This window comes from Streptomyces sp. NBC_00690, from assembly GCF_036226685.1.
Lineage (GTDB): Bacteria > Actinomycetota > Actinomycetes > Streptomycetales > Streptomycetaceae > Streptomyces.
The window spans coordinates 5369065-5382047 of sequence record NZ_CP109009.1 but is presented as its reverse complement, the minus strand read 5'-3'; the positions used below and the strand labels follow the sequence as shown (position 1 = coordinate 5382047).

Below are 12983 nucleotides of genomic sequence, written 5' to 3'. Positions count from 1 at the left end.
TTGGCGATCACCGCCTACCCCTTCGACGGCCAGGCCGTCACCGAGACCGAGTTCAGCCGGTTGTTCCGGGAGTTCCAGGACTCCGGCGTAGTCGCCTCAGCCGACTCGGCCGGATTCCAGGTCGCCCCCGGTAGCGGGCTCGCGGTCACCGTCCAGTCCGGTACCGCCATCCTGCGCGGGCACATGGTGCACTCGACGGCGACCGAGACCCTCCCCGTCCCGGCGGCCGGCACCTCCAGCCGCGTCGACCGGGTCGTTCTGCGGCTCGACCCCGCCGCCAACTCGATCGGCCTCGCCGTGAAGACGGGTACGGCCGGGACATCGGCCCCGCCGTCCCTGACCCAGACCGACACCGCCGTCTTCGAGCTGCCGCTCGCCCAGTTCACCGTCGCCGCGAACGCCACCACGATCAGCGCCGGGGACATCGTCTCGACCCGTCCCGTCGTGGGACACCGGATCGGTACATGGACGACCGCGACCCGCCCGACCGGACCCCGCCGGGGACGCCTCGGCCTGAACACGGACAGCTCGACCTGGGAGTTCTGGACCGGCACCGCGTGGTCGCCGCTCGTCTCCACGGTCGACTGGGCCAGCCTCACCGGCAAGCCGAACAGTTTCGTCCCCACCGCCCATACACACAGGTGGGCGGACATCAGCGATGCCCCGTCGAGTCTTCCTCCCGCCGCGCACACCCACAGCTGGACCCAGGTCACCGGCAAGCCGTCGTCCTTTCCCCCGTCTTCGCACGGGCACGACTGGGACAACATCACCGGCCGTCCCTCCACTTTCGCCCCTTCCTCCCATGCGCACTCGTGGTCCAGCATCACCGGCAGGCCCGGCAGCTTTCCCCCGTCCTCGCACTCGCACGGCTCGTATCTGGAGTCCGGGGACACGATCGCGTGGGCCAACGGAACGAAGCGCGTTCACAACGACAGCGTGAGCGGCTCCGGGACGTATTACGCCGTCTGGGTCCAGGGGGACGGGACCTTCGCCCGCAACGTCAGCTCGCGAAAGTTCAAGCAGAACATCAGGGACTACGAGATCAGTCCCGACGCGGTTCTGTCCCTTCGTCCCGTGATCTACGACCGGAAGGACCAGACGGCCGAGGACGGCACGGTCGCCAAGGGCCGCGAGGGCGAGGTGGGACTCATCGCCGAGGAGGTCGAGACACATCTCCCCTGGCTCATCAACTACCTGGACGGGGAGGTCGACGGCCTGCGGTACGACCTCCTGTCTGTCGCCCTCGTGTCCGTCGTGAAGGCCCAGGAGGCCCGCATCGCGGCACTGGAGGCCCGCATCGGGGAGTCGTCCTGACCCTCGACCCCACCGTGCAGGTCGCCCTCGTCTCTGCCGGAGGAGTCGTCACCGCCGCACTCGTCGGCGTTCTCGTCGAGCTGGTGCGCCGCCAGGGCGCCGCCCTCGGCGAAGTCCGCGACCAGGTCTCCAACGACCACTCCAGCAACCTGCGGGACGACCTCGACCGCGTGATCGCCGGACTCGACCAAGTCCTCGAAGGCCAGGCCGAACACGGCCGGGACATCCGGCACCTGCGTACCGAGGTGGCCCACGAACGCGCCGAGCGGCTCGCGGTCGCCGAACGTCTCGACCAACACCTGACTTCTGTCCCACGGGACATCTAACCCCCGCCCCACCCCGCCAGGCCCCCGGATGCCCCGGGGGCCTTCTTCATGCCCGGAGGCACCCCTGACCATCAGCATCACGTCCCGAAAGACCTGGGGCGCAAAGCCCTGGACCAGCACCCCCGGCTCTGTCCCGCTCCAGGAACGACGCGAGTTCTTCATCCACTACGACGGCGCCCACTCCGTGGGCCGGACCGGACCGTCGGTGCCGAAGGCCATCGAGCGTGCCCACCTCGCCCAGAAGTGGTCCGGCATCGGCTACAACTTCGTGATCGACCAGAACGGGACCATTTACGAGGGGCGCGGCTGGGGCCATCAGGGCGCACACTGCCCCGGTCACAACCGGACCGGGATTGGTGTCCAGATCGCGATCGGAGGTGACCAGAAGCCGTCCGACGCGGCTCTCCGCTCGGCGCGGACCCTGTACGACGAGGCGTGCCGGCGCACCGGCCGGACCCTCGCCAAGCGCGGCCACAAGGACGGCATCCCCACGCTCTGCCCCGGCGGCCCCCTCTACGCCTGGGTCAAGGCCGGAATGCCCGCCCCGGGCGGAACGGTGAAGCCGAAGCCACCCGCCCCGAAGCCCTCCTCGAAGATCGTCGCTCTCCACAGCGGCGTACGGCCCGGGGCCCGGCACGCCCAGGTCCGCGACCTTCAACAGCTCCTCATCAAGACCGGCCACGGGCCGATCAAGGGCGCCGTCACCGACCTGTACGGCCCGGAGACCCAGCGTGCCGTCGCCCGCTGGCACGACCGAAACCCGAAGCACCGCTCGGCTGGCGTGGCCCACGACCCGCGGATCGGGCCGAAGGGCTTCGCCGCCCTCCAGAAGCAGGCGGGACGCCGATGAGTAAGCTGCGCGGTCCGATGGCCGCTCTCGTAGCCTCCTTGCCTGTCCGCTACCGCTCTCGCGTCGGAGCGGCTCTCGCCGCTCTCGGCGTGCTCGTCAGCGTCGCCGCCATCGTGTACGCAGACTCTCCGGAGGTGGCTGTCATCATTCAGCTCCTTACCGCCCTCGGTGTCGTGGCGCCGGACGAGAGCGAGCCCCAGGGGTAGAACCCTCAAAGCCCCCGCAGACCAGTCAACGGTCGGCGGGGGCTCTTCTTCTGTTTCAGTCGTCCGACGGCGCGGTCCCCTTCTTCATGGCCTCGATTTCCTCCAGGGTCATGACCGGGGCCCCGCCCGGCCCACGACGGCTCCCTCTCCGGCTTGCGTTGGCTGCCGTCTTCTTCGCGGCGGCCTTCCGTGGAGAGGTCTTCTCGGCCGCTGTCTTGCTGACTGCGGCCTTCCTCGCGGCGGCCTTCTTCGGGGCGGCGGGTGCTGGCTCTTCGTCATCGGCCGACGCTCCCTCCGTGTCGGTGATGTCAGGCTGGTCGTCTGGCAGCGCCGAGAGCGCAGCCTCCGAGATACGGAGGCCGAACACCGCCACGATGGGCTCGGCGTCCTGTGCGCAGAGGTCCCGCCGTACTGGTGGACTGTCTCCGACTGTGATCGTGTACCGGTAGGCGGGAGCATCGCGCCGTTCGCAGACGTCGCAGATGATCAGGGTCGTGGTCACTTCGATTTCCACTCGTGATGTCTCCTCGCCGTACGGATCGGGTCTGGATTGTCCCGTACGGCGAGGGGGCGTGCGGTCAGGCTGCCTTGTTGAGCTTTGTCAGGTATCGGGAGCCTTGGCGGCGGTCTCGGCCCATGAACTTCGCGAGGGCGGGGCCGGTGACCTTCTCCCCGGCCTCTGCGATGGCCTCGGCAGCCGCACGTAGTTCGTCAAGGCTCGGTCCGGGGCGGCCGGGGCGCCTCTTTCGTGCCCGCGTCACCTCGTCGGCTTCGCACTCGCCATCCAAGGTGGGCTGCACCGGCGCTTCGCCTGTCTCGTGGCTCTGGTCCTCCTGCTCTTCTGGTTCCTGGGGACGTGCGTCCCCCGGCACCCGGGCGCGGATGATCATGTGAGCGACATGGCCCGCGACTATGCCCGGAACGGTGGAGACTGCGGCCGTCAACGTCATGGACGAGTACATGTACCCAGCGGCTATCCAGTGGGCGACGATCTGCCCGACAACGACCATGGACAGGGCGCCTACCGCGCCCGCGACGGCGGTGCTGTGGCCCTTCTCGCCCTTCTTCCGGGTCTCGACGAACCAGACTGCGAAGCAGGCGTAGACGCTCATGCAGGCCGGCATTCCGGCAGCGGTCAGAGGCCCCCATCCGGCGGCGCGAGCGAGTTGGTACTCACCTGGCGCGGACATAGCGAGAGCGATAACGAGTACAAAGCGACCCACGGCGGGGGCGTAGCGGGGCAGGCGAGTACGTTCGGGCATGGCGCTGGTCCTGTCGAGCTGCGGGGCGTGCGGGGGGAGGCTCAGGCGCGTGCGGTCAGCGCTCGGCGGGCGCGGATGGACGCGACGAGTTGCGCCCCGGCTCCGGTGAGGTCGGCGGCGGAGCCCGGTGTGGGCGTCGGCTCAGGGGTGGGGGCGAGTCCGGCGCAGGCCGCACAGATGCCCTGGTCCTGGTTTGCGGGGAGGGGTCGACCGCAGTCACCTGCGCAATCGGCGTAGCTCTGCCACTGGCGGCGAGGGTCGGGCAGTTTTCTGTGCAGCCGGTCGCCGACGAGCCGTGCCGCGGAGTACACGCGGGTGGGAAGGCCCTGGCAGAGGGCGTCCGTCAGCTCCGCAACGGTGGCACCACGGCGCAGCCACTCAGCCGCAAAGGGTGCGAGGGCGGTCACCTGCTTGCCTGAGAGGCGGAGTCGGCTGTCGACCGCCGCGAGGCGGGCGAGGAGTCGGGACGCCTGGGTCAGGTGCTCGTCTCCGCCCTCCCTCGGAGGGGAGGCGGGAGGGGTCTTGTCCTCGTTCTTTCCGGAGTTCTTGTCGACCGAAGGGAGCGTTCCTGCGGCCTGGGTTCCCGGATCACCGGTTCCCGGCTGGTGGTCGGATGCGGCGACGCGGACCTGCGGGGTGTCGGTCACGAAAGTCTCGGTGCGCAGACGGCCATGGTCATCCCGTCGGGTGCGCCGGACGTAGTAACCGGCCGCGATCAGCTCGTCCACGGCGGACTGCACTCCGCGTCGGCCAACGCGAGGGTGTCGGTCGGCCAGCTTGCGGACATCGATGTCAGCACCGTCCGGAAGGCTCAGCAGGTAGACCAGGATGCCCCGGGCGGTGAAGGACAGTCGGGAGTCGCGAAGCACGTCGTTTCCCAGGACCGTGAAGGATGCACGCCTGGGGGTACGCTTGATACGCACTGGGAGGTCTCATCTCCTACGTGTGGTGACCGGCCAGCGTTCCAGCGCAGGTCGGTCGGGGCCCCGGGTAGGCGTTTCCAGCGCTTCCGGGGCCTGCTCTGTTTCTCGCAGCGTGTTGTGCCGCTGACGATCTTGTGAGGTTACAGCTTGACACAGCCGTCAACTTTGCGCAACCATGAGTTGATCACAGGCTGACACCGAGGGAGGAGGGCCCGTGGGTGCCAAGAAGGTGCAAGACGACAACGAGGCTATGAAATGGCTGAGGTCGGGCGTCCCCTACGACGAGATTATCGAGCGATACAAGACGAAGTACAACGTAGAGACCACGCGATCCATGTGGTCGACCTATCGTCGGCGCAAGAAGATCCCCACCCGGAACGTACGCAACACCGACTTGATCCCGTGGAAGGTGCGGGAGGAGCACCGGTACGAGTACCCGGTGATGATGCTGAGGGCCGAGGGTCGACGCCTGGCAGGCAAGGAGCTGACCAAGGAGGACGAAAAGCGTCTGGCCAGCTGGAAGACTGAGTTGGAGCGGAAGGATCTCGTCGTCCATTACGACCCAGACACCGAGTCGGGTTGGTTCTACGTCCCCCGATCTGATGGGGATGACGAGCTGATCCACCCTCCCGAGTGACGCCTATCCCCCTCCCCCTCGCATCGTCCCCCCGTCGGAGCCCCGGCGGGGGGTTTTTCATTCTTGAGGCGGAGAAACGGAAGCTCATATTCCCCTTACGGTGGATCAGCTCAGCCGGATGCCGCCAGGCGATCCGTCAGAAGACTTGGAGCGAGGGGGTCAGGATCGTGCTACAGGTTGACACCTGACTAACGCAGGGCATAGAACGGTGTTAGTTACAGGTTTACAGAAAGACCACCACCCGATGAGCGCAACCGTGCCCCTGGCGGGCACCCTGCACATTGCACCTGTTCCGGGCGCAGTGCTGTATGTCGACGAGGACCAGTGGCACTACCACCTGACCCTCGACCGGGGCGTAAGGCCGAAGGCGGTGCGCTCAGCCCTCCAGGCCGCCCAAGCCCTCGGTCTGGCGCCACTGGAGGAAGGCGAGGGGGACCCGTACTTCCTTGACGACGGCCGCATCCGCATGGACCTGGCCCGCGTGTTCAACTTCGAAGGAGCCGCTTAACCTTGCTGCGCATTGTGAACATCGCACCGGCAGCGCCGGACATCCCCCGGGACGGATGGGGGCGCCCACTCGTCATACCGAAGCAGGGGGGCAAGCCGGTACCCCTCACCAGGACCACGACCTTCATCGACTGCATAGAGGACAAGGCCGCGTTGTCCGACTGGCGGTCCCGCATGACCCTGCTGGGGGCAGCCGCCCGGCCCGCCCTTTTGGATGCGGCGCGGCAGCTCGACCCGGCCGCCCCTGCGGACAAGCGCAGGCTGAACGCACTCGCCCAGCAGGCGCAGGACATCGCGGGAGCCAGCGTGAAGCGCGAACGAGGGACCCATCTGCACACCCTCTCCGAGCGTGTCGACAGGGGCGAGCCGTTGCCTCTCGACACTCCGGACAGTGATCTCAGCGACATGGCGGCATACCTGACGAAGACCTCCGTCTTCGAGGTGAAAGCTGTGGAGAAGTTCGTCGTCGTGCCCGAGCTGGGGACGGCCGGCACCCTCGACCGGGCCCTTGCATACGCAGGGCCGGGCCCGCACGGCGAGCACATCGAGGGCCTGTTCATCGGCGACATCAAGACCGGCAGCGTGGAGTACGGGAAGCTGAAGATGGCGATGCAGCTCGCCGTCTACAGCCGAGGCGAGGTCTACGACCACACCCTCTGGCCCGTCGACCCCGCAGATCCGAAAGCGTTCGCGACGTGGAAGAGGCGGATCGTCCCCCCGCAAGAGGCGGCGCGGGCGTACAGCGCACTCCCCAAGGTGTCGCAGCAGTGGGGTGTGATCATCCACCTGCCCGCAGGCTCCGGCCACTGCACACTGCACTGGGTCGACCTTCAGGTCGGATGGGCCGCCGCGCGCCTGGCCCTGGAGGTGCGGACCACCCGAAGCCGCAAGGATGCGATGCTCCCGTGGGTGACCGGCGTCACCGCGCCTGCCGCCGCATAGCCGCGCCACAAGTGTTAACATGTAACTAGCAGAGAGAGGGAGCGAGTGAGTCAGCAGCACCACGGCGTGAGCGTGACCATCAAGTACGGCCAGAGCTACCAGGACACGCAGGTCGCCTTTCATGGCCCACCGGCAGATGTGCGCGCCCAGATCATCGACTTCTTTGGCTTCGAATGTCAACATGTAACTAACCTGACACTCTCAGAGCTGATCGTCGAGGCAACCAGCATCGCGCACGGGACGGGGGATATCGCCGGCATTCTCGGCGGTCGGATCGTCCCGCCCGAAGCCCCCGCCGACCCGGAAGGGAAAGAGGACCCCTGGAACCAGGCCCAGGAGTCCGCGCCCTCCAGCGGAAGCGCCTGGATCGTCGCCGAGATCGAGCGTCAGAAGAGCGTCGCTGACCTCCAGCGACTCTGGGCCGCGAACCAGGCGGCGTTCGCAGAACCGTCGGTGATGGCCGCCTACAAGGCCAAGGGGCGAGCCCTCACGTGATCCGCCATCCCGCCCTGCCTGTGGCCTTCGCCGCGACCTGGCTCGCGGCCTCGATCTGGGCCCGGGGCGCGACCGTTCGCCAGCGCCATCTCGCCCCAGAGCGGGTTGCCGCCCGTCCCTCAAACGAATAACCCAAGGAGACAAACCTTTGACCCTCACCTTCAAGGACATCCCCACCGTCGGTGGCGGCTGGTTCAAGCCCGTCGACCACCAGGGCGCCCCGGCCATCCTGGTCGAGGTCGCCGACTTCGAGCGCCAGCGCCCCACCCCCAACGGCCCGAAGGACTCGGCGCTGTGCACGATCTCCGTGTTCAAGGACCGCGAGGCTCTCGACGCCCTCGCCCCCGAGATCAACGCGTCCACGCGAGTTGAGCAGACACTCCTCGCTCGTGACCTGGAAGGCATGGTCGGCGCCGCGACCATCGTTACGGTCGACCAGATTCCGCCGAAGCGTCCGGGGTCCCACCCCGCGTGGGTGTGGAGGCCCGTGAACGACGCAGCCGTGCGCCAGAAGGTCATCGACTACGCCACCCGTCGCGAGAGCGCTGTGACGCAGGCCGCGGCGACCGCGCCCGCCTTCGACTGAACGACTGGATAGACGGGGCGGGCCGCCGTCCGCGGCCCGCCCCTCCCTGTAAGGAGAATCCCCTGCTTACCCCAGCAAGATCGCTCACGATGAACGCGGAAAGCGGCAAGGAGCTGCCCCGGGTCCCCGCCTTCGAGGCGCTGTACGGCCTGGGCTGTCGCCCTCGCCATGGAGAGGTGGTGATGATCGCGGGGAGAAGCGGCACGCAGAAAAGCGGCTTCGCCCTCTACTGGGTCACTCAGATGCGCTTGCCCACGCTGTACCTCAGCGCGGACATGAGCGCATTCACAGCCAGCTCCCGACTCGCCTCAATGATGACAGGCGACACGACCGCGATGGTGGAGGCAGGGATGGCGGCCGGCGGCCGACACCGCGCCCACTACATCGACGCGCTCAGCGGCATCCCTTTGACGCTCGCGTTCGGCAGCCCGATCACCTGGGAGGCCATCGACGAGGAGCTGGAGGCCCACGTCGAGCTGTGGGACGCGTTCCCCCAGGTCGTTGTCTGCGACAACCTCATGGACTTCGCCGAGGCCGAGTCGGACTACACCGCACAGATGGCTGTGATGAGCGGACTGACCGAGCTGGCCCGCGCGACCGGTGCCACGGTGATCGTTCTGCATCACGCTTCCGACAAGTCGTGGGAGGCCAAGAGTGATCCGTGGGCTCCGCCATCCCGCGACCAGGTCAAAGGTGGGCTCAGCGAAAAGCCTGAGCTGAGCTTGAGCGTGGCCCTTGACCCGACCTCGCACGAGTACCGGGTGGCCGTGATCAAGCAAAGGATGGGCCCGTGCGACCCGACAGGGAAACGCTACGCGACCATGCGCTGTCACCCGGAGATCACTCAGTTCTCCAGGCTGGAGAAGCTGGTACCCGCCGCGTCGCCGACGCGGCCTTGGTCCCCCACGAAGATCCTCGACGCCGCTTAGCCTGTTAACATGTAACTCGCCCGCAAGTGCGGGCATTATTTCGAGACAAGGTGTCAACCTGTGACTAACGTGACAAGCCGCAACCGGTCGAACCGGCGCAAGGGCGCCCAGTGGGAGACGGACCTCCGGGAGGGGCTGCGGGCCGCTGGAGAGGACGTCGAGAGCCTGCGCCTGGCCGGGGCGGAAGACGAGGGAGACCTCGTCATTCGGGAAGCGGACGGCGCCTTCCTGCTCATCGAGGCCAAGAATGCGAAGTTCGAGCCGGGGCCTTTTCTTGACGAGGCAATGCGCGAGCGGGAAAACTTTTCCAAGCACCGTGGGATAGACCCTGAAATCGTAGAGTCCATCGTCGTGGTCAAGCGTCGCGGAAAGAGCTGGAGGAAGGCTTTCGTCCTCACTACGGTCGAAGAGTATTTCGACCTGGACCCCGAATGATCAGAATTCTCACACGAGACCGAAAGACCCCCTCGGTGACGAACATCGGGGGGTGTCAGCTAGACGCTCCCGATTGGGCTTTCGAGGCATTCCTCGACTGCCTCAATGACCCTGAATTCGACGGGCCGCTGATGATGGCTGTCGAGGAGCTATACCAGGTTCCCATTGCCGACCTGGATTGGATGCTCCCGTGAAGTACACCCGCGTTGACCACGACAGAGCGCCAGCCGACGAGAAGCCTCTGCTGGAGGCCGCCTACGAGCACTACGGGCTCGACTTCAACCCGGAACGAGCCATCGGGATGGCGTGCTGCCCCTTCCATGAGGACGGCACGCCGTCATTCTCGTACAACCTCAACCGACAGCTCTGGAAATGTCACTCCTGTGGCGCCGGAGGGGACGTGTACGAGTTCATCATCCGCTATGAAACCGTCGTGAACCAGAAAGAGATCACCTTTGTCGGAGCGAAGTCCCTTGCAGCCTCTCTCGGACTCGCAGCGCGAGATGATGGAGGAAGCAACGGCGAGCTATCAGGAAGCTCTTACGCGGGAAGCCGCACGGTATCTGCTCGACCGAGGAATAGGCCGCGATCAGGCGGCTATACACCGGCTTGGCGTCGTCGCTGACATCCCCTTCCCCGGCCATGAGCGTTTCCGCGGAATGCTTGCCATCCCATACATCGGTCACGACGGCCGAGTCCTCACGCTGCGATTTCGCTGCCTGGAGGACCACGACCACCGGGCGCACTTCCACGGCAAGTACAACTCCATCAAGGACGATCCGCCAAGGCTCTACGGCATCGCCGACGTACACCGCGCCGGAGACACCATCGACGTGACCGAGGGCGAACTCGACGCCGTCGTCCTGCGAATGATCGGCCTCCATGCCGTCGCCGTCCCCGGCGCCGCTCTGTGGCTCGGCCGGCATCGCCGAATGCTCGCCGGGTTCTCCCGCGTGCGCGTCTGGGGAGATCCCGACGACGCGGGTGCCGAGTTCGCCTCGAAGGTGTGCCGGTCGCTTCCACGATCGTCTCGCAGTATCCGGCTGCGGCTCGGCGATGTGTCCGAGACCTACCAGCAAGAGGGTGCTCCGGCCCTCCTCGCCCTGGCCGAGGCGGGAGCGCTCACCACCACCTCGGGCGCCAACCGCCTCGACAGGGAGGTGGCATGAGCACGGCCCTGACCTGCCCTGACTTCATGGACGGCCGAGGGTGCGGCCACATTCAGCCGATCGACGGCGACCTCGCAGCCGCACGGGCCGCCCTACGGAATCACCTGCAAGGTAGGCACGGCGGTTACATGTGGACGAGGGAGCAAGCCGAACGAGCTGCCCGCCAAGCCAAACCGAGATCGCTGGACACCGCCCGGCGGCTTCTCGCCAAGGCGCACCGCGATCACCTCGCCAAATGGGGCCGATGAGTGCCGCGCTGCCGGGAAGCCCCGGCCCCCGCCTCCTCGGCATATGGGAATCGCTCGACCCTGACGAGCGCGCCGTCTTCGAGCGGCACCTCCTCGAAGGCACTGCGGCCGAGGATCTCGTCTGGATTCTCGCCCGCTACGGACACCGCGTGTCCGCATCCACGATCCGTACGTACCGGCGCCGACTGCGCCAGGAAGAGAGCAAGCAAGCTTGAGTGACACCCTCCTCGACGACCTGCTCGCGAAGCCCGTGGGCCCCTCCACGCCAACTCGCCAGACCGACCCCGAGCGCGACTTCACTCGACAGATCGAGGTCACCGAGGACGCGGCCGAGGTCACCGTTCGAGGCCCTGCCGAGATGGACCCCAAGGGCACTGCGGCCACCGTCCTGCGATCGCAGGGCCTCGACCCGGAGCACTGGGAGGTGAAGGGCTTCCGCTCCTCGGAGTGGACCATGCCGAACGGCGAGATCGGCCTGAGCACACGCTTCTCCTTCACTCGCCGCCCACTCACCCTGGAAGGAGACCGGGAGGACATCTCGGAGCTGATCAGCGCGGTGGAGGCGTACATACCCCGCTGGCCAGTTGGAGGCCCTCCCGACGGCGACCACACCTTCGTGATCGCGCTCGGAGACATGCAGTTCGGCAAGGCGGACGGCGACGGCCCGGCCGGCACTCTCCGGCGCACGATCGACTGCCTGAACCGCGCGGCTGACCTCTTGGAGGTCTACCGCGACCGGTTCTCCATCGGCCACGTGCACGTCGCCTGGCTCGGAGATCACATCGAAGGGTTCGTGTCCCAGGGGGGCGCGCAGAGCTGGCGTACCTCGCTCACCCTCACCGAACAGATCCGCCTCGCCCGCAGGGTCATGCTGCACGCAGCCATGACCCTGGCCCCCCTTGCCCGGCGAGTCACGATGGCCGCCGTACCCGGCAACCACGGCGAAGCCGTGCGCTTCAACGGCCGGGGCATCACCCGCTACGACGACTCTCACGACACGGAAGCCCTTGTCGCGGTTCGCGACGCTCTCGCCCTGGCCCCGGAGGTGTACGGGCACGTCGAGTGCTTCGTGCCGGACTCCGACGAACTGACCGTCGTCGTCGACTGCTCTGGCACCGTCGTGGCCCATGCCCACGGCCATCAGTGGCGGCCTGGCAAGCACTGGGAGTGGTGGCGCGGCCAGGCATTCAACAAGCAGTCCGCGATGCACCAGGCCGACGTGCTCCTCGCAGGACATCTGCACCACGAACACGTCGACACCGACGGCCCGCGGACCTTCATCCAGCCCCCGGCCATGGAGTCCGAGTCGACGTGGTGGCGGCACGCGAAGGGCACCACGGGCGCCCCCGGCCTGGTGGTTGCCGTGACGAAGGACGGCTCGGTCCCTGTCAAGGAGGTGGTCCGATGACCGATGTCGCGGACTGGACGGTTCTCACGCCCGAGGTGACGGCGCTCGCGGGCCGGGCCGCCCGCCGAATCGCGGATGGCTACGAGGACACGCTCACCATGGAGTACGAGGACGCCCGGCAGGAGGCGCTCATCATCCTGGCAACGAAGCCGCACATGGTGAGCCAGTGCCTCACCGAACCCTCCCTCGGGCTCGGCGTCCTCTACCACCGCCTGGTCCTCGACCTCGTCGACCGCGTGAAGACCGAGGCCACACGCCGTATCTGGCACACCTCGTACGAAGCGGCCTGCGACGCAGCCGAGCGCGGTCGCCTGTGAGCGGGTACGATCGTCGGCTCGTCGAGACCCTGCTGCCGGCCGTCTGGAGCACGGAGACCGCGTACGGACTCCGCTCCCCCACTGCCCCGGACGCCGACATGCCGAAAGGGACGACCGACCCACGAAGCGCAGATGCCCTCTTCGCGCACCTTGCAGATATCCGGCGAGCGTGGAAGTCCTGTCCCCTGTCGCGCGGCGAACGTCGCGCCCTGTTCCTGCGGTACGCGCTCGACTGGCCGGACGAGCTGATCGCCGCCCGCGACCGCATCACGGGGCGAGCGGTCCGGTACCGACTGGAGCGGGGAATCGGGAAGATGGCCTGCTGGCTGTCCGGGCGGGACTACGTGGACGGGTACGAGTCGCTGGAGCAGGAAGGAGACTGAGCCCCTGAAGCCCTACCGTCGACGGCGCCCCGCGGACCATCGGGCG

General features: G+C 67.4%; 21 protein-coding genes. 18 read left to right on the top strand and 3 right to left on the bottom strand.

Annotation, left to right across the window (positions count from 1 at the left end):
• Genes OID54_RS23615 through OID54_RS23600 form a run of 4 tightly spaced genes read left to right on the top strand, consistent with a single transcriptional unit; the run spans position 1 to position 2696 of the window.
• Positions 1-1314, top strand: a complete 1314-nt coding sequence (locus tag OID54_RS23615) for a tail fiber domain-containing protein (RefSeq protein WP_329022505.1) — start codon at positions 1-3, stop codon at positions 1312-1314.
• A gap of 14 nt (positions 1315-1328) precedes the next feature.
• The gene (locus OID54_RS23610; protein WP_329022503.1) at positions 1329-1640 is read left to right on the top strand and encodes a DUF2746 domain-containing protein; all 312 of its coding nucleotides are present in this window, start codon (positions 1329-1331) and stop codon (positions 1638-1640) included.
• 28 nt (positions 1641-1668) lie between these two features.
• Entirely contained in the window at positions 1669-2490 is an 822-nt protein-coding gene (locus tag OID54_RS23605) for a peptidoglycan recognition protein family protein (protein ID WP_329022502.1), read from the top strand.
• Positions 2487-2696 (top strand): DUF7439 family protein, encoded by a 210-nt coding sequence (locus tag OID54_RS23600; RefSeq protein WP_329022499.1) that lies wholly within the window; start codon positions 2487-2489, stop codon positions 2694-2696. The genes OID54_RS23605 and OID54_RS23600 overlap by 4 nt, the downstream gene beginning before the upstream one ends.
• A gap of 55 nt (positions 2697-2751) precedes the next feature.
• Here OID54_RS23600 and OID54_RS23595 read toward each other — a convergent pair whose 3' ends face one another.
• The 3 genes from OID54_RS23595 to OID54_RS23585 form a co-directional block, all read right to left on the bottom strand.
• On the bottom strand, positions 2752-3210 hold the full coding sequence (locus OID54_RS23595; protein WP_329022498.1) for a hypothetical protein: 459 nt from the start codon (positions 3208-3210) through the stop codon (positions 2752-2754).
• A 64-nt stretch (positions 3211-3274) separates the two neighbouring features.
• Positions 3275-3958: a hypothetical protein gene (locus OID54_RS23590; protein WP_329022496.1), complete on the bottom strand. Its 684-nt coding sequence runs from the start codon at positions 3956-3958 to the stop codon at positions 3275-3277.
• A 41-nt stretch (positions 3959-3999) separates the two neighbouring features.
• Positions 4000-4827, bottom strand: coding sequence for a hypothetical protein (locus OID54_RS23585; RefSeq protein ID WP_329022494.1), 828 nt, complete (start codon positions 4825-4827; stop codon positions 4000-4002).
• Positions 4828-5095: 268 nt separating this feature from the next.
• Here OID54_RS23585 and OID54_RS23580 point away from each other — a divergent pair, with 268 nt between their 5' ends.
• The 14 genes from OID54_RS23580 (at position 5096) to OID54_RS23515 (ending at position 12937) form a co-directional block, all read left to right on the top strand.
• The gene (locus OID54_RS23580; protein WP_329022492.1) at positions 5096-5518 is read left to right on the top strand and encodes a hypothetical protein; all 423 of its coding nucleotides are present in this window, start codon (positions 5096-5098) and stop codon (positions 5516-5518) included.
• A 244-nt stretch (positions 5519-5762) separates the two neighbouring features.
• Positions 5763-6026: a hypothetical protein gene (locus OID54_RS23575; RefSeq protein ID WP_329022490.1), complete on the top strand. Its 264-nt coding sequence runs from the start codon at positions 5763-5765 to the stop codon at positions 6024-6026.
• Between the two features lie 2 nt (positions 6027-6028).
• Positions 6029-6967, top strand: a complete 939-nt coding sequence (locus OID54_RS23570; protein ID WP_329022488.1) for a hypothetical protein — start codon at positions 6029-6031, stop codon at positions 6965-6967.
• Positions 6968-7033: 66 nt separating this feature from the next.
• Positions 7034-7462, top strand: a complete 429-nt coding sequence (locus OID54_RS23565) for a hypothetical protein (RefSeq protein WP_329022486.1) — start codon at positions 7034-7036, stop codon at positions 7460-7462.
• Positions 7463-7610: 148 nt separating this feature from the next.
• Entirely contained in the window at positions 7611-8048 is a 438-nt protein-coding gene (locus OID54_RS23560; RefSeq protein WP_329022484.1) for a hypothetical protein, read from the top strand.
• Positions 8049-8137: 89 nt separating this feature from the next.
• Positions 8138-8977 carry an AAA family ATPase gene (locus OID54_RS23555; protein WP_329022482.1) on the top strand — a complete coding sequence of 280 codons (840 nt, stop codon included), beginning with the start codon at positions 8138-8140 and terminating at the stop codon, positions 8975-8977.
• A 60-nt stretch (positions 8978-9037) separates the two neighbouring features.
• Positions 9038-9412 (top strand): hypothetical protein, encoded by a 375-nt coding sequence (locus OID54_RS23550; RefSeq protein ID WP_329022480.1) that lies wholly within the window; start codon positions 9038-9040, stop codon positions 9410-9412.
• Between the two features lie 190 nt (positions 9413-9602).
• Complete coding sequence (locus OID54_RS23545) at positions 9603-10037, top strand: CHC2 zinc finger domain-containing protein (protein ID WP_329022479.1); 435 nt, start codon at positions 9603-9605, stop codon at positions 10035-10037.
• Between the two features lie 34 nt (positions 10038-10071).
• Positions 10072-10581 carry a toprim domain-containing protein gene (locus OID54_RS23540; RefSeq protein WP_329022477.1) on the top strand — a complete coding sequence of 170 codons (510 nt, stop codon included), beginning with the start codon at positions 10072-10074 and terminating at the stop codon, positions 10579-10581.
• Positions 10578-10829 carry a hypothetical protein gene (locus OID54_RS23535; RefSeq protein WP_329022475.1) on the top strand — a complete coding sequence of 84 codons (252 nt, stop codon included), beginning with the start codon at positions 10578-10580 and terminating at the stop codon, positions 10827-10829. The genes OID54_RS23540 and OID54_RS23535 overlap by 4 nt, the downstream gene beginning before the upstream one ends.
• Positions 10826-11044 carry a hypothetical protein gene (locus tag OID54_RS23530; RefSeq protein ID WP_329022473.1) on the top strand — a complete coding sequence of 73 codons (219 nt, stop codon included), beginning with the start codon at positions 10826-10828 and terminating at the stop codon, positions 11042-11044. The genes OID54_RS23535 and OID54_RS23530 overlap by 4 nt, the downstream gene beginning before the upstream one ends.
• Positions 11041-12237 carry a hypothetical protein gene (locus tag OID54_RS23525; protein WP_329022471.1) on the top strand — a complete coding sequence of 399 codons (1197 nt, stop codon included), beginning with the start codon at positions 11041-11043 and terminating at the stop codon, positions 12235-12237. The genes OID54_RS23530 and OID54_RS23525 overlap by 4 nt, the downstream gene beginning before the upstream one ends.
• Positions 12234-12554, top strand: a complete 321-nt coding sequence (locus OID54_RS23520) for a hypothetical protein (protein ID WP_329022470.1) — start codon at positions 12234-12236, stop codon at positions 12552-12554. The genes OID54_RS23525 and OID54_RS23520 overlap by 4 nt, the downstream gene beginning before the upstream one ends.
• Positions 12551-12937, top strand: a complete 387-nt coding sequence (locus OID54_RS23515) for a hypothetical protein (protein ID WP_329022468.1) — start codon at positions 12551-12553, stop codon at positions 12935-12937. Before OID54_RS23520 ends, OID54_RS23515 begins: the two co-directional genes overlap by 4 nt.
• The last annotated feature ends 46 nt before the right edge of the window (positions 12938-12983 follow it).

What these genes read in the sequence shown, in the direction of transcription:
- OID54_RS23605 (WP_329022502.1), top strand. Translation starts at nt 1,669, where the DNA reads ATGCCCCGGGGGCCTTCTTCATGCCCGGAGGCACCCCTGACCATCAGC.
- OID54_RS23600 (WP_329022499.1), top strand. Translation starts at nt 2,487, where the DNA reads ATGAGTAAGCTGCGCGGTCCGATGGCCGCTCTCGTAGCCTCCTTGCCT.
- OID54_RS23590 (WP_329022496.1), bottom strand. Translation starts at nt 3,958, where the DNA reads ATGCCCGAACGTACTCGCCTGCCCCGCTACGCCCCCGCCGTGGGTCGC.
- OID54_RS23575 (WP_329022490.1), top strand. Translation starts at nt 5,763, where the DNA reads ATGAGCGCAACCGTGCCCCTGGCGGGCACCCTGCACATTGCACCTGTT.
- OID54_RS23555 (WP_329022482.1), top strand. Translation starts at nt 8,138, where the DNA reads ATGAACGCGGAAAGCGGCAAGGAGCTGCCCCGGGTCCCCGCCTTCGAG.
- OID54_RS23540 (WP_329022477.1), top strand. Translation starts at nt 10,072, where the DNA reads ATGCTTGCCATCCCATACATCGGTCACGACGGCCGAGTCCTCACGCTG.
- OID54_RS23535 (WP_329022475.1), top strand. Translation starts at nt 10,578, where the DNA reads ATGAGCACGGCCCTGACCTGCCCTGACTTCATGGACGGCCGAGGGTGC.
- OID54_RS23530 (WP_329022473.1), top strand. Translation starts at nt 10,826, where the DNA reads ATGAGTGCCGCGCTGCCGGGAAGCCCCGGCCCCCGCCTCCTCGGCATA.
- OID54_RS23520 (WP_329022470.1), top strand. Translation starts at nt 12,234, where the DNA reads ATGACCGATGTCGCGGACTGGACGGTTCTCACGCCCGAGGTGACGGCG.